General features: G+C 68.4%; 21 protein-coding genes. 12 read left to right on the top strand and 9 right to left on the bottom strand.

The genetic code is table 11. The features are described 5' to 3' along the window. Positions 1–118: 118 nt before the first annotated feature. The 3 genes from V6M56_RS15510 to V6M56_RS15500 form a co-directional block, all read right to left on the bottom strand. Positions 119–1,321: a vWA domain-containing protein gene (locus V6M56_RS15510; protein WP_332685037.1), complete on the bottom strand. Its 1,203-nt coding sequence runs from the start codon at positions 1,319–1,321 to the stop codon at positions 119–121. A 114-nt stretch (positions 1,322–1,435) separates the two neighbouring features. Beyond that, positions 1,436–1,810 (bottom strand): nuclear transport factor 2 family protein, encoded by a 375-nt coding sequence (locus V6M56_RS15505; protein ID WP_332685035.1) that lies wholly within the window; start codon positions 1,808–1,810, stop codon positions 1,436–1,438. 113 nt (positions 1,811–1,923) lie between these two features. Next, on the bottom strand, positions 1,924–2,838 hold the full coding sequence (locus tag V6M56_RS15500; protein WP_332685034.1) for an AAA family ATPase: 915 nt from the start codon (positions 2,836–2,838) through the stop codon (positions 1,924–1,926). A 113-nt stretch (positions 2,839–2,951) separates the two neighbouring features. Between V6M56_RS15500 and V6M56_RS15495 the strand changes: the two genes are divergently transcribed. Next, on the top strand, positions 2,952–3,566 hold the full coding sequence (locus V6M56_RS15495; protein WP_332685032.1) for a trimeric intracellular cation channel family protein: 615 nt from the start codon (positions 2,952–2,954) through the stop codon (positions 3,564–3,566). 74 nt (positions 3,567–3,640) lie between these two features. Continuing rightward, positions 3,641–3,997 (top strand): nuclear transport factor 2 family protein, encoded by a 357-nt coding sequence (locus V6M56_RS15490; protein ID WP_332685031.1) that lies wholly within the window; start codon positions 3,641–3,643, stop codon positions 3,995–3,997. A 128-nt stretch (positions 3,998–4,125) separates the two neighbouring features. Here V6M56_RS15490 and V6M56_RS15485 read toward each other — a convergent pair whose 3' ends face one another. From V6M56_RS15485 to V6M56_RS15475, 3 genes are all read right to left on the bottom strand, one after another. Then, the gene (locus V6M56_RS15485) at positions 4,126–4,935 is read right to left on the bottom strand and encodes an FAD binding domain-containing protein (RefSeq protein ID WP_332685029.1); all 810 of its coding nucleotides are present in this window, start codon (positions 4,933–4,935) and stop codon (positions 4,126–4,128) included. A gap of 126 nt (positions 4,936–5,061) precedes the next feature. Next, positions 5,062–7,425, bottom strand: a complete 2,364-nt coding sequence (locus V6M56_RS15480) for a xanthine dehydrogenase family protein molybdopterin-binding subunit (protein WP_332685028.1) — start codon at positions 7,423–7,425, stop codon at positions 5,062–5,064. 115 nt (positions 7,426–7,540) lie between these two features. After that, the gene (locus V6M56_RS15475) at positions 7,541–8,041 is read right to left on the bottom strand and encodes a (2Fe-2S)-binding protein (RefSeq protein ID WP_332685027.1); all 501 of its coding nucleotides are present in this window, start codon (positions 8,039–8,041) and stop codon (positions 7,541–7,543) included. A gap of 330 nt (positions 8,042–8,371) precedes the next feature. Between V6M56_RS15475 and V6M56_RS15470 the strand changes: the two genes are divergently transcribed. Continuing rightward, positions 8,372–9,715 (top strand): methyl-accepting chemotaxis protein, encoded by a 1,344-nt coding sequence (locus tag V6M56_RS15470; protein WP_332685025.1) that lies wholly within the window; start codon positions 8,372–8,374, stop codon positions 9,713–9,715. Positions 9,716–9,865: 150 nt separating this feature from the next. Here V6M56_RS15470 and V6M56_RS15465 read toward each other — a convergent pair whose 3' ends face one another. After that, the gene (locus V6M56_RS15465) at positions 9,866–10,318 is read right to left on the bottom strand and encodes a CoxG family protein (RefSeq protein WP_332685024.1); all 453 of its coding nucleotides are present in this window, start codon (positions 10,316–10,318) and stop codon (positions 9,866–9,868) included. A 199-nt stretch (positions 10,319–10,517) separates the two neighbouring features. Here V6M56_RS15465 and pcaB point away from each other — a divergent pair, with 199 nt between their 5' ends. Genes pcaB through pcaC form a run of 5 tightly spaced genes read left to right on the top strand, consistent with a single transcriptional unit; the run spans position 10,518 to position 14,743 of the window. Beyond that, complete coding sequence (gene pcaB / locus V6M56_RS15460) at positions 10,518–11,891, top strand: 3-carboxy-cis,cis-muconate cycloisomerase (RefSeq protein WP_332685023.1); 1,374 nt, start codon at positions 10,518–10,520, stop codon at positions 11,889–11,891. Beyond that, the gene (locus tag V6M56_RS15455; RefSeq protein ID WP_332685022.1) at positions 11,884–13,143 is read left to right on the top strand and encodes an aconitase X catalytic domain-containing protein; all 1,260 of its coding nucleotides are present in this window, start codon (positions 11,884–11,886) and stop codon (positions 13,141–13,143) included. Before pcaB ends, V6M56_RS15455 begins: the two co-directional genes overlap by 8 nt. Beyond that, positions 13,134–13,550, top strand: coding sequence for an aconitase X swivel domain-containing protein (locus tag V6M56_RS15450; RefSeq protein ID WP_332685021.1), 417 nt, complete (start codon positions 13,134–13,136; stop codon positions 13,548–13,550). Before V6M56_RS15455 ends, V6M56_RS15450 begins: the two co-directional genes overlap by 10 nt. A gap of 13 nt (positions 13,551–13,563) precedes the next feature. Then, complete coding sequence (gene pcaD / locus V6M56_RS15445; protein ID WP_332685020.1) at positions 13,564–14,343, top strand: 3-oxoadipate enol-lactonase; 780 nt, start codon at positions 13,564–13,566, stop codon at positions 14,341–14,343. 4 nt (positions 14,344–14,347) lie between these two features. Beyond that, on the top strand, positions 14,348–14,743 hold the full coding sequence (pcaC, locus tag V6M56_RS15440; RefSeq protein WP_332685019.1) for a 4-carboxymuconolactone decarboxylase: 396 nt from the start codon (positions 14,348–14,350) through the stop codon (positions 14,741–14,743). Between the two features lie 13 nt (positions 14,744–14,756). Here the strand turns inward: pcaC and V6M56_RS15435 are convergent, their stop codons facing one another. Beyond that, a complete protein-coding gene (locus tag V6M56_RS15435; RefSeq protein ID WP_332685018.1) occupies positions 14,757–15,275 on the bottom strand; it encodes a flavin reductase in 519 nt (172 codons plus the stop codon). Between the two features lie 145 nt (positions 15,276–15,420). Beyond that, a complete protein-coding gene (locus V6M56_RS15430; protein WP_332685016.1) occupies positions 15,421–16,113 on the bottom strand; it encodes a GntR family transcriptional regulator in 693 nt (230 codons plus the stop codon). 281 nt (positions 16,114–16,394) lie between these two features. Here V6M56_RS15430 and V6M56_RS15425 point away from each other — a divergent pair, with 281 nt between their 5' ends. Genes V6M56_RS15425 through V6M56_RS15410 form a run of 4 tightly spaced genes read left to right on the top strand, consistent with a single transcriptional unit; the run spans position 16,395 to position 18,966 of the window. Beyond that, positions 16,395–16,721, top strand: a complete 327-nt coding sequence (locus tag V6M56_RS15425) for a cupin domain-containing protein (protein WP_332685015.1) — start codon at positions 16,395–16,397, stop codon at positions 16,719–16,721. After that, entirely contained in the window at positions 16,718–17,950 is a 1,233-nt protein-coding gene (locus tag V6M56_RS15420; protein ID WP_332685014.1) for an NAD(P)/FAD-dependent oxidoreductase, read from the top strand. Before V6M56_RS15425 ends, V6M56_RS15420 begins: the two co-directional genes overlap by 4 nt. A gap of 6 nt (positions 17,951–17,956) precedes the next feature. Then, positions 17,957–18,559, top strand: coding sequence for an AAA family ATPase (locus tag V6M56_RS15415; protein WP_332685013.1), 603 nt, complete (start codon positions 17,957–17,959; stop codon positions 18,557–18,559). Next, complete coding sequence (locus V6M56_RS15410; protein WP_332685012.1) at positions 18,556–18,966, top strand: DUF3574 domain-containing protein; 411 nt, start codon at positions 18,556–18,558, stop codon at positions 18,964–18,966. The genes V6M56_RS15415 and V6M56_RS15410 overlap by 4 nt, the downstream gene beginning before the upstream one ends. Positions 18,967–19,126 lie beyond the last annotated feature (160 nt).

Genomic DNA, 19,126 nt, shown 5'->3' with positions numbered 1-19,126 from the left:
CCTTCGTCATTGCGAGCGTAAGCGAAGCAATCCAGGAGGCTTCGCTCCGCGACATTGGATTGCTGCGTCGCTTCGCTCCTCGCAATGACGATAGAGCCTCAGCACAAAACATCATGCCTCACCCGGCCTTCTTCAACCACTGGCGCGGATCGCCGGCCTGCCGTGCGTCGGGCGAAAGCGCGGCGCAGAGATCGGCCATCGCCGCGAGATTGTGGATCGGCCGGAAGGAATCGACATGCGGCAGCATCGCCCGGATGCCGCTGGCCCGCGCCTCGAAAGCGTCGTAGCGCAGGAGCGGATTGAGCCAGACCAGTTTCCGGCAGGAGCGCTGCAGCCGGTCCATCTCGAAGCCGAGCTCGTCGTCGAGATGGCGCTCGAGCCCGTCGGTGAACAGCAGCACCACTGCCCCGCCGGCGAGCACCCGGCGCGACCAGACCCGGTTGAAGGCGTGCAGGGCCGAGGCGATGCGCGTGCCGCCCTCCCAGTCCGGCGCCGCTCGGCCTGCCAGCGCCAGCGCCTCGTCCGGGTCGCGGGCGCGCAGGCTGCGGGTGACATTGGTCAGGCGCGTGCCGAAGACGAAGGAGTGGACGCGACGACGCTGCTCGGTGATCGCGTGCAGGAAATGCAGGAAGATCCGGGAATACTCGGCCATCGAGCCGGAGATATCGACCAGCGCCACCAGCGGCGGATGCACCTGCGCCCGCTCGCGAAAGGCAAGGTCGATCGTCGCGCCGCCGCTCCGGAGCGAGCGCCGGAAGGTGCGGCGCGGATCGATGCGCGCGCCCTGATGCGCCATCTGGAAGCGCCGCGTCGGCACGCTGTCGTCCGGCAGCCGCAGCTCGGCGATGAGCTGGCGGGCCCTGGCGATCTCGGCCGCGCTCATCTGGGCGAAGTCGCGCGCTTTCAGGATCTCGCGTTCCGAGACGGTCAGCCGCGCCGAGAGCTCGGTCAGCTCCTTCGGCGGCGGCTCCTCCTCGCGCGGCGGCGGCGCGAAGGCCTCGGCGACGCGCAGCGCCCCGGCCTCGGGCTTCTGCGGCGGGGCGTCGACCCGCGGCGTCACCGGCGACATCTGCGCCATCAGCTTCTCGATCAGCCCGCGCCGGCGCCAGAACAGCCTGAACGCCTGGTCGTAGACGGCGCTGTCCTCATGCTTCTTCACGAAGATCGCATGCAGCGCCCAGTAGACGTCGTCGCGCCCGCCGAGCGCGCCGTCGGCCAGCGCCTCGACCGCCTCGACGACCGCACCCGGCCCGACGCGCAGCCCGGCGATCCGCAGGGCGCGGGCGAAATAGGCGACGTTCTCGGGGAGTTTGCCGGTCATCTCTCCACCGTCATGCTCGCCCTTGTGGCGAGCATCCACGCCTTGAACACCGTCCTTGACGAACGAAGACGTGGATGGTCGGGACAAGCCCGACCATGACGGGGAGGCGTTTCGTCACTGACCCGTCTCGGTCATGAACACCTTCTGCGCCACGACCCATTTGCCGTCGACCTTCAGGAACGACAGCAGGTCGGTGAAGTAGCGCGGCGGCATCTGGCACTTGACCTTGACCAGCGCCATGGACGGCCCGACCAGGTCGATCGCCAGCACATGATCGCCGCGGGCGAGCCCCGCCTGCTTCGGCGACTGCCGGCCGCGGACCGCTTCGAACCACTGCTCGCGCGGCACGATCTTCAGCTCGCCGTCGAGCGACTGCGTCAGCGCGCTGGTCGGATGGAAGACAGCGCCGAGCTTGTCGACATCGCCCTCATAGAGCCCGTCGAGATAGGTCCGGGTCGCAGCCTCGATCGCCTTGATGTCGTCGTTCATGATCCCCTCCCGCTGCACGTCATGGTCGGCCTTGAGCCGACCATCTCGGAAACCAGTGCCTTTTCGTCATGAGATTCTCGGGTCTCCGCTACGCTTCGCCCGAGAATGACACCTCACCCCCGCGCCGCCAGCTTCGCCTGGTCGAGCAGCTCGCCGACCTTGGAGCCCTGCATCGCCTGGATGTCGTCCTGGTATTTCAGCAGGGCGCCCAGCGTGTCGGACACAAGTGCCGGGTCGAGCGCCACCGCGTCGAGCTCGACCAGGGCGCTCGCCCAGTCCAGCGTCTCGGCGACGCCCGGCGCCTTGAACAGCTCCTCCCTGCGGATCGCCTGGACGAAGGCGACGACCTGCTTTGCGAGCTTGGCCGGCGCCTCGGGCGCCTTCGCCTTCAGGATCGCGAGCTCGCGCGGCGCATCGGGATAGCCGACCCAGTGATAGAGGCAGCGCCGCTTCAGTGCGTCATGGATCTCGCGGGTGCGGTTCGAGGTCAGGATCACGATCGGCGGTTCGGCCGCCCTGATCGTGCCGAGCTCGGGGATCGTCACCTGCGCATCGGCGAGCACTTCGAGCAGGAAGGCCTCGAAGGCCTCGTCGGTGCGGTCGAGCTCGTCGATCAGCAGGATCGGCGCCCCGCCCTCCTGCGGCTCCAGCGCCTGCAGCAAAGGCCGCTTGACGAGATAGCGCTCGGAGAACAGGTCGGCCTCCAGCCGCTCGCGGTCGTTCGCGCCGCCGCTCGCCTCGGCCAGGCGGATCGCCATCATCTGCCCGGCATAGTTCCATTCATAGACGGCCGAAGCGAGGTCGAGCCCCTCATAGCATTGCAGCCGGATCAGCCGGCGGCCGAGCCCCGCCGCCAGCACCTTGGCGATCTCGGTCTTGCCGGTGCCGGCCTCGCCCTCGAGCAGCAGCGGCCGCTTCATCCTGAGCGCCAGGAAGAGCACGGTGGCGAGCGCCCGGTCGGCGACATAGCCCTGCGATTGCAGCAGCGAGAGCGTGGCGTCGATCGAGGTCGGCAGAGAAGGCTTCATGAGGTCCCGGTCTTGGCAATTGTCGAAGCGGCGCCAGCCTCGCAAGGCCGGTTTGACCTGTCACGATCCTTAGTCCCTAACAGGTCGCAGAGATAGCGAGCGGAGGAGCGGGCGTGCTCGGTGCACTGTACATCGTCGCGATCGTCGTCGAAGCCATGTCGGCTGCATTGGCGGCCGGCCGCCGCAGCATGGACTGGGTCGGCGTCTGCATGCTCGGCAGCATCACCGCGCTCGGCGGCGGCTCGGTCCGCGACATGCTGCTCGGCCACTACCCGCTGATCTGGGTCAAGAACCCGCATTTCCTGCTGATCACCGCCGCGGCGGCCCTGTTCACCATCGCGCTTGCCCGCTTCATGCACAAGCTGCGCAAGATCTTCCTGCTGCTCGATGCCGTCGGCCTCGTGCTCTTCACGGTGATCGGCTGCAATGTCGCGCTGGAGATGCAGCTGCCCTTCATCATCGTGATCACCGCCGGCCTGATCACCGGCTGCGTCGGCGGCGTGCTGCGCGACATGCTCTGCGCCGACATTCCCCTGCTCTTCCGCAGCGAGCTCTATGCGACCGTCTCGGTCGTCACCGGGCTCATCTATCTCGGCGGCCGGCATGTCGAGCTTCCGCACGATTTCGTCACGGTGCTGGCCATGACGGTCGGGCTGATGCTGCGGCTGCTGGCGCTGCGCTTCAACTGGAGCATGCCGAAATTCGTCTACACGCGGGATCTGCACTGAAAGCATCACGCAGCATCACCCTGCTGACGCAATCTCGCTGGAGGCTCCTCCAGCATGCGGTGGGAGGACAGATCATGACCAGCACAGCCGATCTCGCAACGGACTTCGTCGCCATGCTCAAGGAGGGCAAGCACGAGGAAGCCGCCAATGCCTACAATGCCGAAGACATCGTCAGCCACGAGAACATGCCCGGGCCGATGGCGGTCTGCCGTGGCAGGGAGGCGGTGAAGCAGAAGGGCGAATGGTGGGTCGCCAATCACGAGGTCCACGAATTCAGCACCGAAGGTCCCTATCTCAACGGCGAGCAGTTCGCCGTGCACTTCTATTTCGACGTCACGGTCAAGGAGACCGGCGAGCGCCGCAAGATGCACGAGATCGGGCTCTACACCGTCAAGGGCGACAAGATCGTCGAGGAGCGCTTCTTTTACTGAGGAGTGCCCGTCATTCCCGGGCGAAGCGGAGCGCAGACCCGGGAATCTCATGAGGAAATGCGCCCATCGGAGCTCTCTCCGGCGTGAGATGCTCGGGTCAAGCCCGAGCATGACGTAGCATCGGCCTGCTACGCGCCCTTCCCCGTCGCCTGCGCCACCGCCTGCTTCGCCATCACGCCGATCAGATGGGCGCGGTATTCGGCGTCGGCATGCATGTCGGCATTGATGCCCTTGGCCGTGGCCTTCAGCCCATCGAGCGATTTCGCCGTGAAGCGCGTCTTCAGCGCAGCTTCCGCTTCCGGCCAGCGGAAGACGCCGCCCTCGCCCGCCCCCGTCACCGCGACCGCGATCTCGCTGCCGCGCTTGGCGACGAAGACGCCGACCAGCGCATAGCGCGAGGCCGGATTGCGGAACTTGGCGTAGCCCGCCTTGGAGGCAACCGGGAAGGAAACCCTGGTGATGACCTCGCCCTCCTCCAGCGCCGTCTCGTAGAGCCCGGTGAAGAACTCGGCTGCCGTCAGCTTGCGCTGATTGGTGACGACCGTGGCGCCGAGCGCCAGCAGCGCCGCCGGATAATCAGCCGCCGGATCGTTGTTGGCGACGGAGCCACCGATCGTGCCGCGATGGCGCACATGCGGATCGCCGATATGGCTGGCGAGAAAGGCCAGTGCCGGGATCGCTTCCTGCACCTCGGGGGAAGCTGCGACCTCGGCATGCGTGCTCATCGCGCCGATGACGAGGTTGCGGCCCTTGCGGACGATGCCCTTGAGGTCGGCGCAGGCGGAGAGATCGACCAGCGCGGACGGAGCGGCCAGGCGCTGCTTCATCGTCGGCAGCAAGGTGTGCCCGCCGGCGAGCAGCTTGGCGTCCTCCTTCTTGGCGAGAAGGCCGGCGGCCTGCCGGGCGCTGGTCGGGCGGTGATAGGTGAAAGCGTACATGATCGTTCTCCGCTCGGGTTCCGTGAGCGTCATGCTCGGGCTTGCCCCGAGCATCTCTTCCAGGGCGCGCTTGAGGCGCCTCACCTGAGAGAGATGGCCGGGCCAGGCCCGGCCATGACGCTTTGTCTATTCCGCCGCCATCCGGCTGATCGTCTTCTGCGCCGCGCGCCAGACCGCCTGGGGCGTCGCCGGCATGGCGATGTCCTCATGGCCGAGCGCGTCGGTGATGGCGTTGATCACGGCCGGCGGCGAGGCGATGGCCCCGGCCTCGCCGCAGCCCTTGATGCCGAGCGGGTTGGACGGGCACGGCGTCACCGTCATGCCGACCTGGAAGGACGGCAGGTCATCGGCGCGCGGCATGCAGTAATCCATGAAGCTCGCGGTCACGAGCTGGCCGTCGGCATTGTAGCGCGCCCCTTCGAGCAGCGCCTGACCGACGCCCTGGGCGATGCCGCCATGGACCTGGCCCTCGACGATCATCGGATTGATGACATTGCCGAAATCGTCGACCGCCGCCCAGCGCTCGATCTTCGTGATCCCGGTATCGGGATCGATCTCGAGCTCGCAGATATGGACGCCGGCCGGGAAGGTGAAGTTGGTCGGGTCGTAGAACGCCCCCTCCTTCAGCCCCGGCTCGAGGTCCTGGCCGTTGAACTTGTGCGCGACATAGGCCTGCAGCGCGCAGGAGCCGAAATCGAGCTTCCGGTCGGTGCCCTTGACCAGGAAGTTGCCGTCCTTGAAGTCGATATCGGCCTCGTCGGCCTCCAGCACATAGGCCGCGACCTTCTTGCCCTTGGCGATGACCTTGTCGAGCGCCTTGGCGATCGCCGACATGCCGACCGCGCCGGAGCGCGAGCCATAGGTGCCCATGCCCATCTGCACCTTGTCGGTGTCGCCATGGACGATGGAGACGTTTTCGAGCGGCACGCCGAGCCGCTCGCAGACCAGTTGCGCGAAGGTCGTCTCATGGCCCTGGCCATGGCTGTGCGAGCCGGTCAGCACCTCGACGGTGCCGATCGGGTTGACCCGGACCTCAGCCGATTCCCACAGGCCGACGCCGGCGCCAAGCGAGCCGACCGCCGCCGAGGGCGCGATGCCGCAGGCCTCGATATAGGAGGAGAAGCCGATGCCGCGCAGCTTGCCGTTGCGGCCGGAATCGCGCTTGCGGCGGGCAAATCCCTTGTAGTCGATGATCTCCAGCGCCTTCTTCATCGAGGCGCCGTAATTGCCGGTGTCGTACATCATGATCACCGGCGTCTGGTGCGGGAACTTCTTGATGTAGTTCTGCATCCGGAACTTGGCCGGGTCCTTGCCGAGCTGGCGCGCCGTGACCTCGATCAGGCGTTCGACCACGAAGGTCGCCTCGGGCCGCCCCGCGCCGCGATAGGCGTCGACCGGGGCGGTGTTGGTGTAGACCGCGTCGACCTCGCAATAGATCGCCGGGATGTCGTACTGGCCCGACAGCAGCGGCGCGTAGAGATAGGTCGGCACCGAGGAGGAGAAGGTCGAGAGATAGGCGCCGAGATTGGCGGTGGTCTTGACCCGCATCCCGAGGATCTTGCCCTCGGCGTCGGTCGCGAGCTCGGCATGGGTGACATGGTCGCGGCCATGCGCGTCGGAGAGGAAGGCCTCGGTGCGGTCCGAGGTCCATTTCACCGGCCGGCCGACCTTCTTCGCCGCCCAGACGCAGACCGTCTCCTCGGCATAGATGAAGATCTTCGAGCCGAAGCCGCCGCCGACATCGGGCGCGATCACCCGCAGCTTGTTCTCCGGCGCGATGCCGATGAAGGCGGAGAGCACGAGCCGCGCGACATGCGGGTTCTGGCTGGTGGTGTAGAGCGTGAAGGCGCCCTCGCCCTGGTCGTAATCGCCGACCGCGGCGCGCGGCTCCATCGGGTTCGGCACCAGCCGGTTGTTGACGAGGTCGAGCTTCGTCACGTGCCTGGCGGCCTTGAACGCCTTCTCGGTCGCGTCCTTGTCGCCAAGATGCCAGTTGAACACCGTATTGCCCGGCGCCTCGGCATGAAGCTGGGTCTTCGCCTGCGCCGCCGTCGCGGTGTCGACCACCGCCGGCAGCACGCCGTAATTGACGCTGATCGCCTCGGCCGCGTCGCGGGCCTGGGCCAAAGTCTCGGCGACGACGACCGCGACATGATCGCCGACATAGCGGACCTTGCCCTGCGCCAGCGCCGGATGCGGCCCCGCCTTCATCGGCGTGCCGTCCTTGTTGTGGATCATCCAGCCGCAGATCAGCCCGCCGATCTTGTCGGCGGCGAGGTCGTCGCCGGTGAAGATGCCGAGCACGCCCGGCATGGCAAGCGCCGCCTTGGCGTCGATCTTGTTCAGCGTGGCATGCGCATGCGGCGAGCGCAGGAAATAGGCATGGGCCTGGCCCGGCCGGTTGATGTCGTCGGTATAGCGGCCCTGGCCGGTGATGAAGCGATGGTCTTCCTTGCGGCGGACGGAAGCGCCGATTCCGGTGGCGGACATGGATTCCTCCTGGCGTGACGCCTCTTGGCGGGCGTTGGCAGCGTGTCTGGCGGGGATCGCATCGAACGAAGGCTGCACCCGCCGGTCGTGGCGGGCGCGGCCTTTAGGAAAAGCGCTACTCGGCGGCCTGGCGGACCGGGGCGGCTCCCTTGCCCATCGCCTCGGCGCCGGCGGCGACCGCCTTGACGATGTTGTGGTAGCCGGTGCAGCGGCAGATATTGCCGTCGAGATCCTCGCGGATCGTCTTCTCGTCGAGTGTATTGCCGCGGCGGTTCACCATGTCGACGGCCGCCATGATCATGCCCGGCGTGCAGAAGCCGCATTGCAGGCCGTGATGCTCGCGGAAGGCCTCCTGCATCGGATGCAGCGTGCCGCCATCGGCGAGACCCTCGATCGTCGTCACCGAAGCGCCCTCGCAGGCGACAGCGAGCGTGGTGCAGGACTTCACCGCCTTGCCGTCGAGATGCACGACGCAGGCGCCGCACTGGCTGGTGTCGCAGCCGACATGGGTGCCGGTGAGCCTCAGATTTTCGCGCAGGAACTGCACCAGGAGGGTGCGCGGATCGACATTCGCGGCGACGGCCTTGCCGTTCACCGTCATGGTCACATTGGCCATGGGGCACTCCCTCCGGAAGCCTGTTTTCGCAGTCCGGCGGAAGACAGCTCGGCCGCCGGGCCATTCGCATTTCGACGCGCTCGCGCCGAAGACGGTTTTTCCTTGGAACAACTTCAAAATGAGTGTGGACCCGGGATTTTCCGCGGTCAAGCGGCGAGCGCCGTCTTGGGAGGCCCAGTTTCGCGGTCTTTTCGCGCCGTTTGCGGCAATCGGCGGTTCTGCCGGCGAGCAACCGGCAAATGCCGCCGCTTTTGCAGATTCTTAACGCTGCCTGCGCAGGATGCACCGTCAAACGACGATCCGTGATCGTCGCGATCATGGATGGCGCGATTGGCCACGCTTCTCGAACATGTCCAGCGCCGGCTCGCCGCGATCGGCTATGACGAGGCCCAGCGCCTGCGCCTGCGCCGCTATCGCGACATCCTCGAGCGCTGCATCGCCAAGGTCGTCGAGGACGATTTCGCCCGCGCCTTTTCGATCCATCCGCGCCTGCGGGACGGCGTCGATCCCCTCGCCGTTGAACTCTACGCCGCCGAAGGCGATCATTTCCGCCTGCTCTTCGATGGCGATTTCGACCAGCGCTATTGCGATTCGCTCGAACGGCTCACCTTGCTCGAACGCCGCGCCAGCGTCGGCGCCCGCGCCCGCGCCTCGATCGCCTTCACCCTGTTCCGGATCTGTCTGGAGGAGAGCCGGACGCGGCTGATCTTCTCGCGGCACGACATCCCGCGCGACCTCTTCATCATCGAGCGGGTCCTGACCTATGACGTCAACACGGCAATGTCGCTCGACCGTGAATTCGCGGCGGCCGAAGCGCAGCGTCGCGGCGCGACGCTCGACGAGGTCGCCGCCACGCTGACCTCGCGGATCGGCCAGCTCGACACCAAGATCAGCGGCGCCGTCGAGCAGTTCGTCGCCACAGCCAGCGAAACCGCCGAGGCCAGCGCCTTCATCAAGGATCAGGTCGGCTCGGTCGCCCGTACCTCGGCGCTGGTGCGCGAGAAGGCGATGCAGACCGCCGCCGCGACCGAGGAGATGTCGGCCAACATTGCCGAGATCGGCCAGCGCGCCCGCCAGAGCCTCGACATCGCCAACCGGGCCGTCGCCGATGCCAGTGCGATGAACGAGGCGATCGCCAAGCTGCGCGAGGTCACCGGCAGCATCGGCACCGTCGTCGGCATGATCGCCGACATCGCTGCCCAGACCAATCTGCTCGCCCTGAACGCCACCATCGAGGCGGCCCGCGCCGGCGAATCCGGCCGCGGCTTCGCGGTGGTCGCGGCCGAGGTGAAGACCCTGGCGACCCAGACGGCGAGCGCGACGCAGGACATCTCCAGCCAGATCGCCCAGCTCGCCGCCAGCGCCGAGGCCTGCAGCGAGCGGGCGGCCTCGATCGGCATGACGATCGGCGAGATCAAGGCGGATTCGGAAGCGATCTCCGACGCCGTCGCGCAGCAGAGCCATGTCACCACCAGCATCTCGCGCGACGCCGCCGAGGTCGCGAGCAGCTCCGACGAGGCGATCGGCAGCGCCAACCTGGTCAATGACAGCCTGGAGACGACGGAGAAGGCGCTCGGCCGCGCCAATGCCGCCGCCGCCGACATCGCGCTGCAGGTCGGCGCCGCCGAGGCGACGGTCGGCGAGGCGCTCGAGGCCCTGCGCAAGGCCTCCTGAGGCGCTTGGCGGCTCGCCGAAAACGGCTCCGTCATTCCGGCCGGAGCGCCGGAATCCATCGTAAAGCGCAGCGCTCTTCGATGGATTCCGGAACTGCGCCGCTATCGCGCCTTGTCCGGAATGACGGTGCGTCGGTGCAGAAGGCCGCCTTCAGCCTTCGCTGACCGCCTTGGCGAAATTGGCGAAGAACTCGTCCGCCAGCTTCTTCGAGACCGAATCGATCAGGCGCGAGCCGAGCTGCATCAGCTTGCCGCCGACCTGCGCCTCGACGTCGTAGCGCAGCAAGGTCTGCCCGCCCTCCGCATCCTCGAGCATGACCTTGGCGCCGCCCTTGGCGAAGCCGGCGATGCCGCCCTCGCCCTCGCCGACGATGCGATAGCCGTTCGGCGGATCGAGGTCCTGCAATTCGACCTTGCCCTTGAAGGTCGCTTTCACCGGGCCGAGCTTGACCTTGACCACCGCCGAGAAATGCGTGTCGTCGTCCTTGGCGAGTTGCTCGCAGCCGGGAATGCAGGCCTTCAGCACCTCCGGGTCGTTCAGCTTCTCCCAGACGATCGCCTTGGCGGCCGGCAAGGTCACCTCCCCGTTCATGGTCATCGCCATGGCGTCACTCCCATTCCTCATGGCCCGACCGATGCCGCCGCAGGTTGCGGCCGCCCTCGCCTCGGGTCTATCCAGAAACTGCGGCTTCTTCCTTTACCGGAACGCCGGCATTCGCCAAGGCCGGGACGATCGAGGGAGGCCAGGTTGTACGCTGCCAAGCATGTCCTGAACTGCCGGTTCCAGAACCCCGCGGCCCGTCATGGCTGACATCGCCGGGCTTCATGGCGAGCTCTTCGCCGACCACGAATTCGCTGCCCTGTTCGACGACCGGGCAAGCCTGCAGGGCATGCTCGACTTCGAGGCGGCGCTCGCCCGGGCGCAGGCGAATGTCGGCGTAATCCCCGCGACCGCCGCCGAGGCCATCGCCGCCGCCTGCGAGGCCGGGCTCTACGACATCGCCGCGATCGGCAAGGCGGCGACGCTCGCCGGCAATCCGGCGATTCCCCTGGTCAAGGCGCTGACCGCTTGGGTCGCGGCCCATGACCCCGAGGCGGCGAAATGGGTGCATTACGGCGCGACCAGCCAGGACGTCATCGATTCCGGCCACGCCCAGCAATATCGCGCCGCCTGGGCGCTGATCCTGAAGCGCAGCGCGAAGCTGACCCATGCCCTCGCCGGCCTCGCCCGCGCTCATCGCGACACGCCGATGATCGGCCGCACCTTCCTGCAGCATGCGGTGCCGATCAGCTTCGGCCTGAAGGCGGCGCAATGGCTCGATCCGCTGGTCTCGTTCCATGATGCGTTCATGGTTCATGGCCAGCCCGCACATCAGCTCGGCGGCGCGGCCGGCACGCTCGCTTCGCTCGGCGAGCAGGCCGAGGCGGTGCTCCAGGAGTTCAACCGGACCATGCCGTCGATCGGCGCGGTACTGGTACCCTCGCACAGCAACCGGCGCCGGCCGGCTTCGATCGCGACCCAGCTCGGCCTGCTCTGCGGCCATCTCGGCAAGCTCGCTCTCGATGTCGCCCTGATGGCGCAGACCGAGATCGGGGAGCTCGCCGAGCCGGAAGCGCCCGGCAAGGGCGGCTCCTCGGCCATGCCGCACAAGCGCAATCCGGTGCTCTGCACGCTGATCCTCGCCGCGGCCAGGCGCGCGCCCGGCCTGGTCTCGACCATGCTCCTGGCGATGCCGCAGGAGCATGAGCGGGCCATGGGCGGCTGGCACGCCGAATGGCGCACCATGGCCGAGCTGTTCACCCTCGCCGGCACGGCGCTGGGCCAGGCCGTGACGCTGGCCGAGGGGCTCCAGGTCTTTCCCGAGCGCATGCGCCGCAATCTCGAGCTGACCAATGGGCTGGTCATGGCCGAACGCGTCTCGCTGGCGCTGGCCGCGACGCTCGGCCGGGGCGAGGCGCATCATCTCCTGGAGGCGGCCAGCAAGACCTGCCTCGCCAGCGGGCGCCACCTGCGGGACGTGCTGGCGGATGACCCGGCGCTGGCTGGCAGCCTCGACGACGCAGAGCTCGACGCCCTCTTCGACCCTGTCAGCTATCGCGGCGCGACCGACGCGATCATCGACCGGATCCTCGCCCTCTACGAGGAGGAGCGGGAATACATGACCGACGATGACTGAACTGTCCGCCGACGAGCGCGCGATCGCCGGCGGCGGCCGCGGCGAAGGCGCCGCCATGGCGATGCGCATCGTCGCCGAGGCCGCCCGGCTGATGGGCGCGCCAAGGCTGATCCCGGTCGCCTCCGCCCATATCGACGGCGCGCTCTATCATGGCGATTCCGGCACGCTCTTCGCCGAGAAGCTGGTCGAAGGCGGCGCGAAGGTCGCCGTGCGCGCGACGCTGAATGTCGGCGCCCTCACCCCGCATGGCTGCATCGCAACGCGCCTTCCCACCGCCCAGCACGCCATGGCGGCGCGGATGATGCGGGCCTATGAGGCGATGGGTTGCGAGCCGAGCTGGACCTGCGCGCCCTATCAGGCGGGGCACCGCCCGAAACAGGGCAGCGACGTCGCCTGGGGCGAATCCAATGCCGTCGTCTTCTGCAATTCGGTGCTCGGCGCCCGCACCAACCGCTATGGCGATTTCCTCGACATCGCCTGCGCCATCGCCGGCCGCGCCCCCGATTACGGCCTGCACCGGCCGGAGAACCGCATCGCGACGTTCGTGCTCGACGTCTCCGGCCTGTCGCAGGCCCTGCGCGACGCCGACGTCTTCTATCCGGTGCTCGGCGCCCTGCTCGGCCGCGAGGCCGGCTCCGAAGTCGCGGTGATCGACGGCCTGCAGGGCCATGCCGACGAGGACAGGCTCAAGGCGCTCGGCGCCTCGGCCGCCTCGGCCGGCGGCGTCGGGCTCTTCCATGTCGCGGGCGTGACGCCGGAAGCGCCGGATCTGGCGACCGCGCTCGGCCGGCGCCCCCCGGCCCGGACGCTGCGCGTCACGCCGGAGCGTATCGCTGACGAGCTGGCTCGGCTTTCGACGGCGGGCGCGACCGCGCGGGTCGATGCGGTCGCGATCGGCTCGCCGCATCTCTCGCTCGCCGAGATCGACGCGCTCGAGAAACGCCTCGCCGGCCGCAGGCTCAGCACGCCCCTCTACGCCAATACCGGCCGCCATGTCCTGAAGCCGTTGGAGGAACAGGGCCGGCGCCGCACCCTCGAGCAGGCCGGCATCGTCTTCGTCGTCGACACCTGTGTGGTGGTGACGCCGATCCTGCCCGAACTGAAGGGCGGCGTGCTGATGACCAATTCCGGCAAGTTCGCCCATTACGCCCCGGGCAATACCGGCTATGCCGTGACCTATGGCTCGCTCGCCGAATGCGTCGAGAGCGCGGTCGCCGGGCGGCTGGTCAGGGAGCCGCGGACATGGTCCTGAAGGCCGAGATCCTGCTGCCGGGCCAGGCGGTCGAGGCGACCTGCCTGGCGCTCTCCGCGCCGATCAGCTTCTGGGGCGGCGTCGATCCGCGCAGCGGCGAGATCATCGATGCGCGCCACCCGCAGCGCGGCCGCAATGTCGCCGGCACGGTTCTGGGGCTGCCCGGCACCATCGGCTCCTCCTCGGCCTCGGCCGTGCTGCTCGAGCTCGTCCATACCGGCCGGGCGCCGGCCGCGATCCTGGTCGCCGAGCCGGACGCGATCCTGCTGCTCGGCCTGGTCGTCGCCCGCGAGATGGGCTGGAAGACGCCCCCTGCCCTGAAACTTTCCGCGAAGGCCCAGGCCGGGCTCGCCGGCCAGCGGCTTTCGATTGCAATCGATGGTGCGATCCGCACCGCAACTGCCTAGGAGAACGACGCCGATGCCGATGCTGAACGTCAGGGGCGAGGAGTTCCATATCCGGATCGACGGAGCGGAAGGCGCACCCGTGCTGCTGCTCTCTAATTCGCTCGGCACCAATCTTTCGATGTGGGACCCGCAGATCCCGGCCTGGTCGCAGCATTTCCGCGTCGTGCGCTATGACAGCCGCGGCCATGGCCGCTCGCCGGCACAGGACAAGCCCTATTCCATCGCCATGCTGGCCGACGACGCGCTCGCCATCCTCGATGCGCTCGGCATCGAGAAGGCGCATTGGTGCGGGCTTTCCAAGGGCGGCATGGTCGGGCAATGGCTGGCGACGCATCATGGCGAGCGCCTCGGCCGCGTCGTGCTCGCCAACACCGCCGCCCATATGGGGCCGCCGGAGCTCTGGGACGGCCGCATCCGTACTGTCCGCACACAGGGCATGGGCGTGCTGGTGCAGCCAACGCTGGAACGCTGGTTCACCCCGGAATTCCGTGAAAGCGCCAAGGAAACGGTCGCCAAGGTCAGCGAGATGCTCGCGACCACACCCGCCGTCGGCTACGCCAATTGCTGCGCCGCCATCCGCGACATGGACCAGCGCGAGTCGATCCGCGCCATCGCCAGTCCGGTGCTGGTGGTGATCGGCGGCCGCGACCCGGCGACGCCGCCGGCGGCCGGCCACGAGATCGCCGACGCCATTCCGGGCGCGCGGCGCGTCGAGCTCGACGCCGCCCATCTTTCCAATCTCGAGCAGCCGGCCGGCTTCGAGAAGGCCGTGACCGACTTCCTGAAGGGCTGAAACCATGGACGACAAGACCCGTTACGAGAACGGCCTGAAGACCCGCCGCGCCGTCCTCGGCGACGCCCATGTCGACAAGGCGACCGCTGGCATCACCGAGTTCAGCCGCGACTTCCAGGAATTCATCACCCGCACCGCCTGGAACGACATCTGGAACCGCCCCGGCCTGACCCGCCGCGAGCGCTCGCTCATCGTGCTCTCGATCACCGTCGCGCTCGGCGCCTGGGGCGAGTTCCGCCTGCATGTCCGCGCCGCCCTCAACAACGGCCTGACCCAAGGCGACATCAAGGAGTTGCTGATCCAGGCGGGGGTCTATGCCGGCGTGCCGGCCGCCAACCACGCCTTCAAGGAGGCCGCCAGCGTCTTCGCCGAGATCGAGGCGGAGGCGGCGAAGGGCTGAAGCGGAGCCGGCGTCAGAAGCCGCCGAAGCGCCGCCGGCGATAGACCAGGCTCTCGCCGGTGCCGCCACCGCCGCCGAGCGCCACGACCTCGCCGATCAGGACCTTGTGGGTCGCGACCGCATGGGCCGCCACCAGCCGGCAGTCGAAGGCGACGAGCGCACTCCTCAGCACCGGGGCGCCGGTCGAAAGCCGCGTCCAGCTCCCCTTGGTGAAGCGCGCCTCGCCGACGAGGCCGCCGCGGCCGGAGAACGCTTCCGCGAGCTCGTGGTCCTCTGCCGACAGCGTGTTGACGCAGAAGAAGCCCATCGCCTCGATCGCCGCGAGCGTGCGGCTGCCCGCCTCGATGCAGACGAGCAGGGTCGGCGGCGCATCCGACACCGAGGCGACCGCCGTCGCCGTCAGCCCCGCCCGCCCGCCCGGGCTGGTGGTCGTCACGAGATGGGCAGCGCTGGCGACCTCGGCCATCGCATCGCGGAAGGCCGCTGCTTCGGGCAGGGCAGCGGACGTCGCCGCCTCCAGGATTTTGATCATCGGCCCGTTTCTGGGGAAGGAGCGTTCATGCCGCTCATTTACGGACTTTGCCGCGTCATGGCCAGATCGCCGCAGGCAGGGCGGCAATCTCGCGGGCGCGATTAGATATATCAATCTCGGGCAGGAGGCGCACCGCCGCCCCGCCTCACTCCCGCCCCAGCGTGGCCAGCAGCCCGGCGCGGAGATGGCGCATCAGCGCATCGCTGGCCTGCACCGCCGCCTCGGGCAGGCCGGACGCGACCGCCTGCGCGAAGGCGACATGATGCCCCGCCGCCGGGACGAGATCGTCCTGTCGCTCGAAGAAGTACCAGGCCCGGCGGATCAGCGCCTGCAGCGGCTCGGCGGCGCGCGTCGCATAGGGGCTGCGCGCCGCCATGGCGACGATCGCGTCGAGCTCCTTGTCGAGCCGCATATAGGCATTGACGTCGCCGGCCACCGCTGCCTGCCGCATCGCCCGTGCCTTGTCGAGGATGGCGATGCGCTCCTCCGGCCCGGCCCGCCTGGCGGCCTCCGTCGCGATCAACCGCTCGAGGACCTCGCGCGCATCGAGCGCCGCCATCACGTCGATGGCGTTGATGTCGGTGACCGCGACCCCCTTGCGCGGCAGGATCCCGACCAGCCCCTGCTGGGCCAGCCGGATCAGCGCCTCGCGCACCGGCGTGCGCCCGACGCCGACGAGATCGATCAACTGGGCCTCGGTCAGGATCGCGCCCGGCCGCAGCGACAGCGTCACGATCGCTTCCTCCAGCCGGCGATAGGCCAGATCGGCGAGGCTGGCCGAGCCGGAGCGCTCCGCCGCCTCGCCGCCATCCATTTCCACGGCGCCGGAACGGCTCACGCCAGCGCTCCACTTCGCGGAAAACCGAGGTTTGACGCTGTTCGCCTCATTGATATATCAATATCCAAAATCAGGTCGAAAACGATCATGTTGGCTATCTGCTTCCGAAACCCGCCGGCACGCAAGGAGGATCGCAGCATGGGCCGACGGAGCGGCGTCCTGCCGGCCCGGTTGCGTTGCCGGACCTCGACGACTCCGCGCGGCTGGTCCAGAACTTCGAGCTGGGCGAAGGGGCGGCGTTCGGCCCGGATGGCGCAGCCCGCATCTGAACCGGAGAGGTCATGGCTTTCACCTGCACGATCCCTGCCGTCGCCACGGTGCAGCAGGATGACGAGACGATCCGGATCACGCGCTGGGATTTCGAGCCCGGCGCGGTGACCGGCTGGCACAGCCATGGCTGGCCGTATTTCGTCGTCATGCTGGTCGACGGCACCCTGCGCATCCATGACGGGCAGCAGGCGAGCGATGTGCCGCTGGCCCAGGGCCAGGCCTATATGCGCCCGGCCGGCATCGAGCACGACGTCATGAACGGCTCGCCCCACCCGATCGCCTTCGTCGAGATCGAGGTCAAGCAGCCCGCGGCACTGAAGCAGCTCGCCGGGTCATGAAGATCGCGATCATCGGAGCCGGCATCGTCGGCGTCGCCACAGCCCACGCCCTGCTCGACGAGGGCCATGAGGTCCTGATCCTCGACAAGGAGGGCCCGGCCTTCGGTCCCTCGCGCGGCAATGCCGGCATCATCGCCCATACCGACGTGCTGCCGCTCGCCAGCCCCAACATCCTGCGCAAGGTGCCGGGTTTCCTGCTCGACCCGCTGGGGCCGCTGGCGATCCGCCTCGGCTACCTGCCGCAATTGCTGCCCTGGCTGACACGCTTCCTGCTCGCGGCGCGCCCCGCCGATTACGAGCGCTCGATCGCCGGCATCATCGCCCTGCAGCAACTGGCGCTGCCAGCCTGGCTGGCGCGCGCCGAAAAGGCCGGGCTCATGGGGCATATCCACCGGCGCGGGGTGCTCTACGCCTATCGCGATGCGAACGACACGGCCGGTCTCGAAAAGCTCGCCGAGCGCCAGCGCGCGGCCGGCATCGCCATCGACATGCTCCAGCCGCAGGAGCTGCGCCAGATGGAGCCGGCGCTGAAGGACCGCTTCGCCGGCGCCGCCTTCCACCCCGAAGCCGCCCATATCAGCGACCCGCTTAGCCTCACCATGGCGCTCTTCGAGACCGCGCTCGCGCGCGGTGCCGAGTTCGAGAAGGCGAAGGTCGACAACATCTCGATGGGCGAGCGCCCTGCCCTGATCGGCCCCGATGGCTGGCAGCGCGTCGTCGACCGCGTCGTGGTCGCCGCCGGCGCCTGGTCGAAGCCGCTGGCTGCCGCCATGGGCGACAAGGTCCCGCTCGACACCGAACGCGGCTACAATGTCAGCTTTCCGGGCGTGACCGGGCTGACCAGCCGCCCGGTCGGCTTCAAGGATGACGGCTTCATCATGACCCCGCTCGAAAGCGGCCTGCGGATCGGTGGCGCCGTCGAGTTCGGCGGCCTTCATGCACCGCCGAACCATGCCCGCACCAAGGCGCTCTACGACAAGGCGGCGACGCTGGTCGAGGGACTGCCCGCCTTCGACAGCGGCAACCTCTGGATGGGTTTTCGGCCTTCGCTGCCGGATTCGCTGCCCGTCATCGGCAGGGCCAGCCGCAACCCCAACGTGCTCTACGCCTTCGGCCACGGCCATTACGGCATGACCCAGTCGACGGCGACGGCCGGGCTGATCGCCGATCTGATCGCCGAGCGCAGGCCGGCCATCGACCTCGGCCATTTCAGCCCGCAACGCTTCTGATCGGCAATGGCGCAGGGTGACCTGATCATCCACATCAATGGCTGGCCGGGCGTCGGCAAGCTCGCCATCGCGCGCGAGCTCGCCCGGCTCCTCGATGCGCGCCTGCTCGACAACCACACCATCATCAACCCGGCCGAGGCGTTGTTCGAGCGCCGCGACCCGCTCTACCGTTCGCTGCGCAAGGCGCTGCGCATGACGATCCTCGCCCATGCCGCGCAGATGAAGCCGGGAGTGCTGATCCTCACCGATGCGCTTTCGGACGATGCCTTCGACAGTGCGCTGTTCGAGGACTATCGCGAACTGGCGAAGAACCGAGGGGCGAGGCTGGTCGCGGTCGTCCTCGACTGCGCGCCTGAGATCAACGCGGAGCGGCTCGTCGCGGCCGGGCGGGCGGAGCGGCGCAAGCTGACCGACCCGGCGGTGCTCGCCTCGCTGCGCGCCAGGCACCGCCTGCTGAAGGCGCCGGGCCTGCCGCTGGTCGAGCTCGATGTCGGCGCGCTTGCGCCGGCCGAGGCCGCAGCGCTCCTGGCCCGGTTCTGCCGCGAGCTGCTTGAATCGGAACTTCAACCGCCTGAATCGGCGCCTCAGCCGGGCGAGCCAAGGCCATGATCCGATTCGCTTTCGCCGGGCTGCTTGCCGGCACGCTCGCCGGCTGCGCCAGCCTCCAGCCCTTGACCTGCGGCCCCGGCCAGGAGGCGATGCTCACCGCCGAATTGCTCTTCGGCCGCAAGATCGGCGACCGCGTCGACGTCAGCGAAGCCGCTTTCCGCCGCTTCGTCGACGACGAGGTGACGCCGCGCTTTCCGGGCGGGCTGACCATCCTCGACGCTCGCGGACAATATCGCGACGCTGGCCGCGGTGCCCTGATCCGCGAGCCGAGCAAGCTTCTGCTCATCGCCCTGAAGGACGAGGCGGAGGGCCGCGCCAAGCTCGCAGCCATCGCTGAAGCCTACAAGTCCCGCTTCCACCAGCAATCGGTCGGCACCATCCTGCGGCCGGCCTGCGTTTCGTTCTGATTTGATGGAAGCGGCTTTGACGAAAGGCTCCGTCATTCCGGACAAGCCGCGCCAGCGGCGCAGCTCCGGAATCCATCGTAGGGCTCCGGAACTCTACGATGGATTCCGGCGCTCCGCTTCGCTACGGGCGGAATGACGGCGCCTCACTGTTACAAGCAAA

The organism is Allobosea sp. (assembly GCF_036675845.1).
In the GTDB taxonomy this organism is placed as follows: Bacteria; Pseudomonadota; Alphaproteobacteria; order Rhizobiales; family Beijerinckiaceae; genus Allobosea.
Note: the sequence above shows the minus strand (reverse complement) of the source record. Positions and strands in the feature narration are given on the sequence as shown.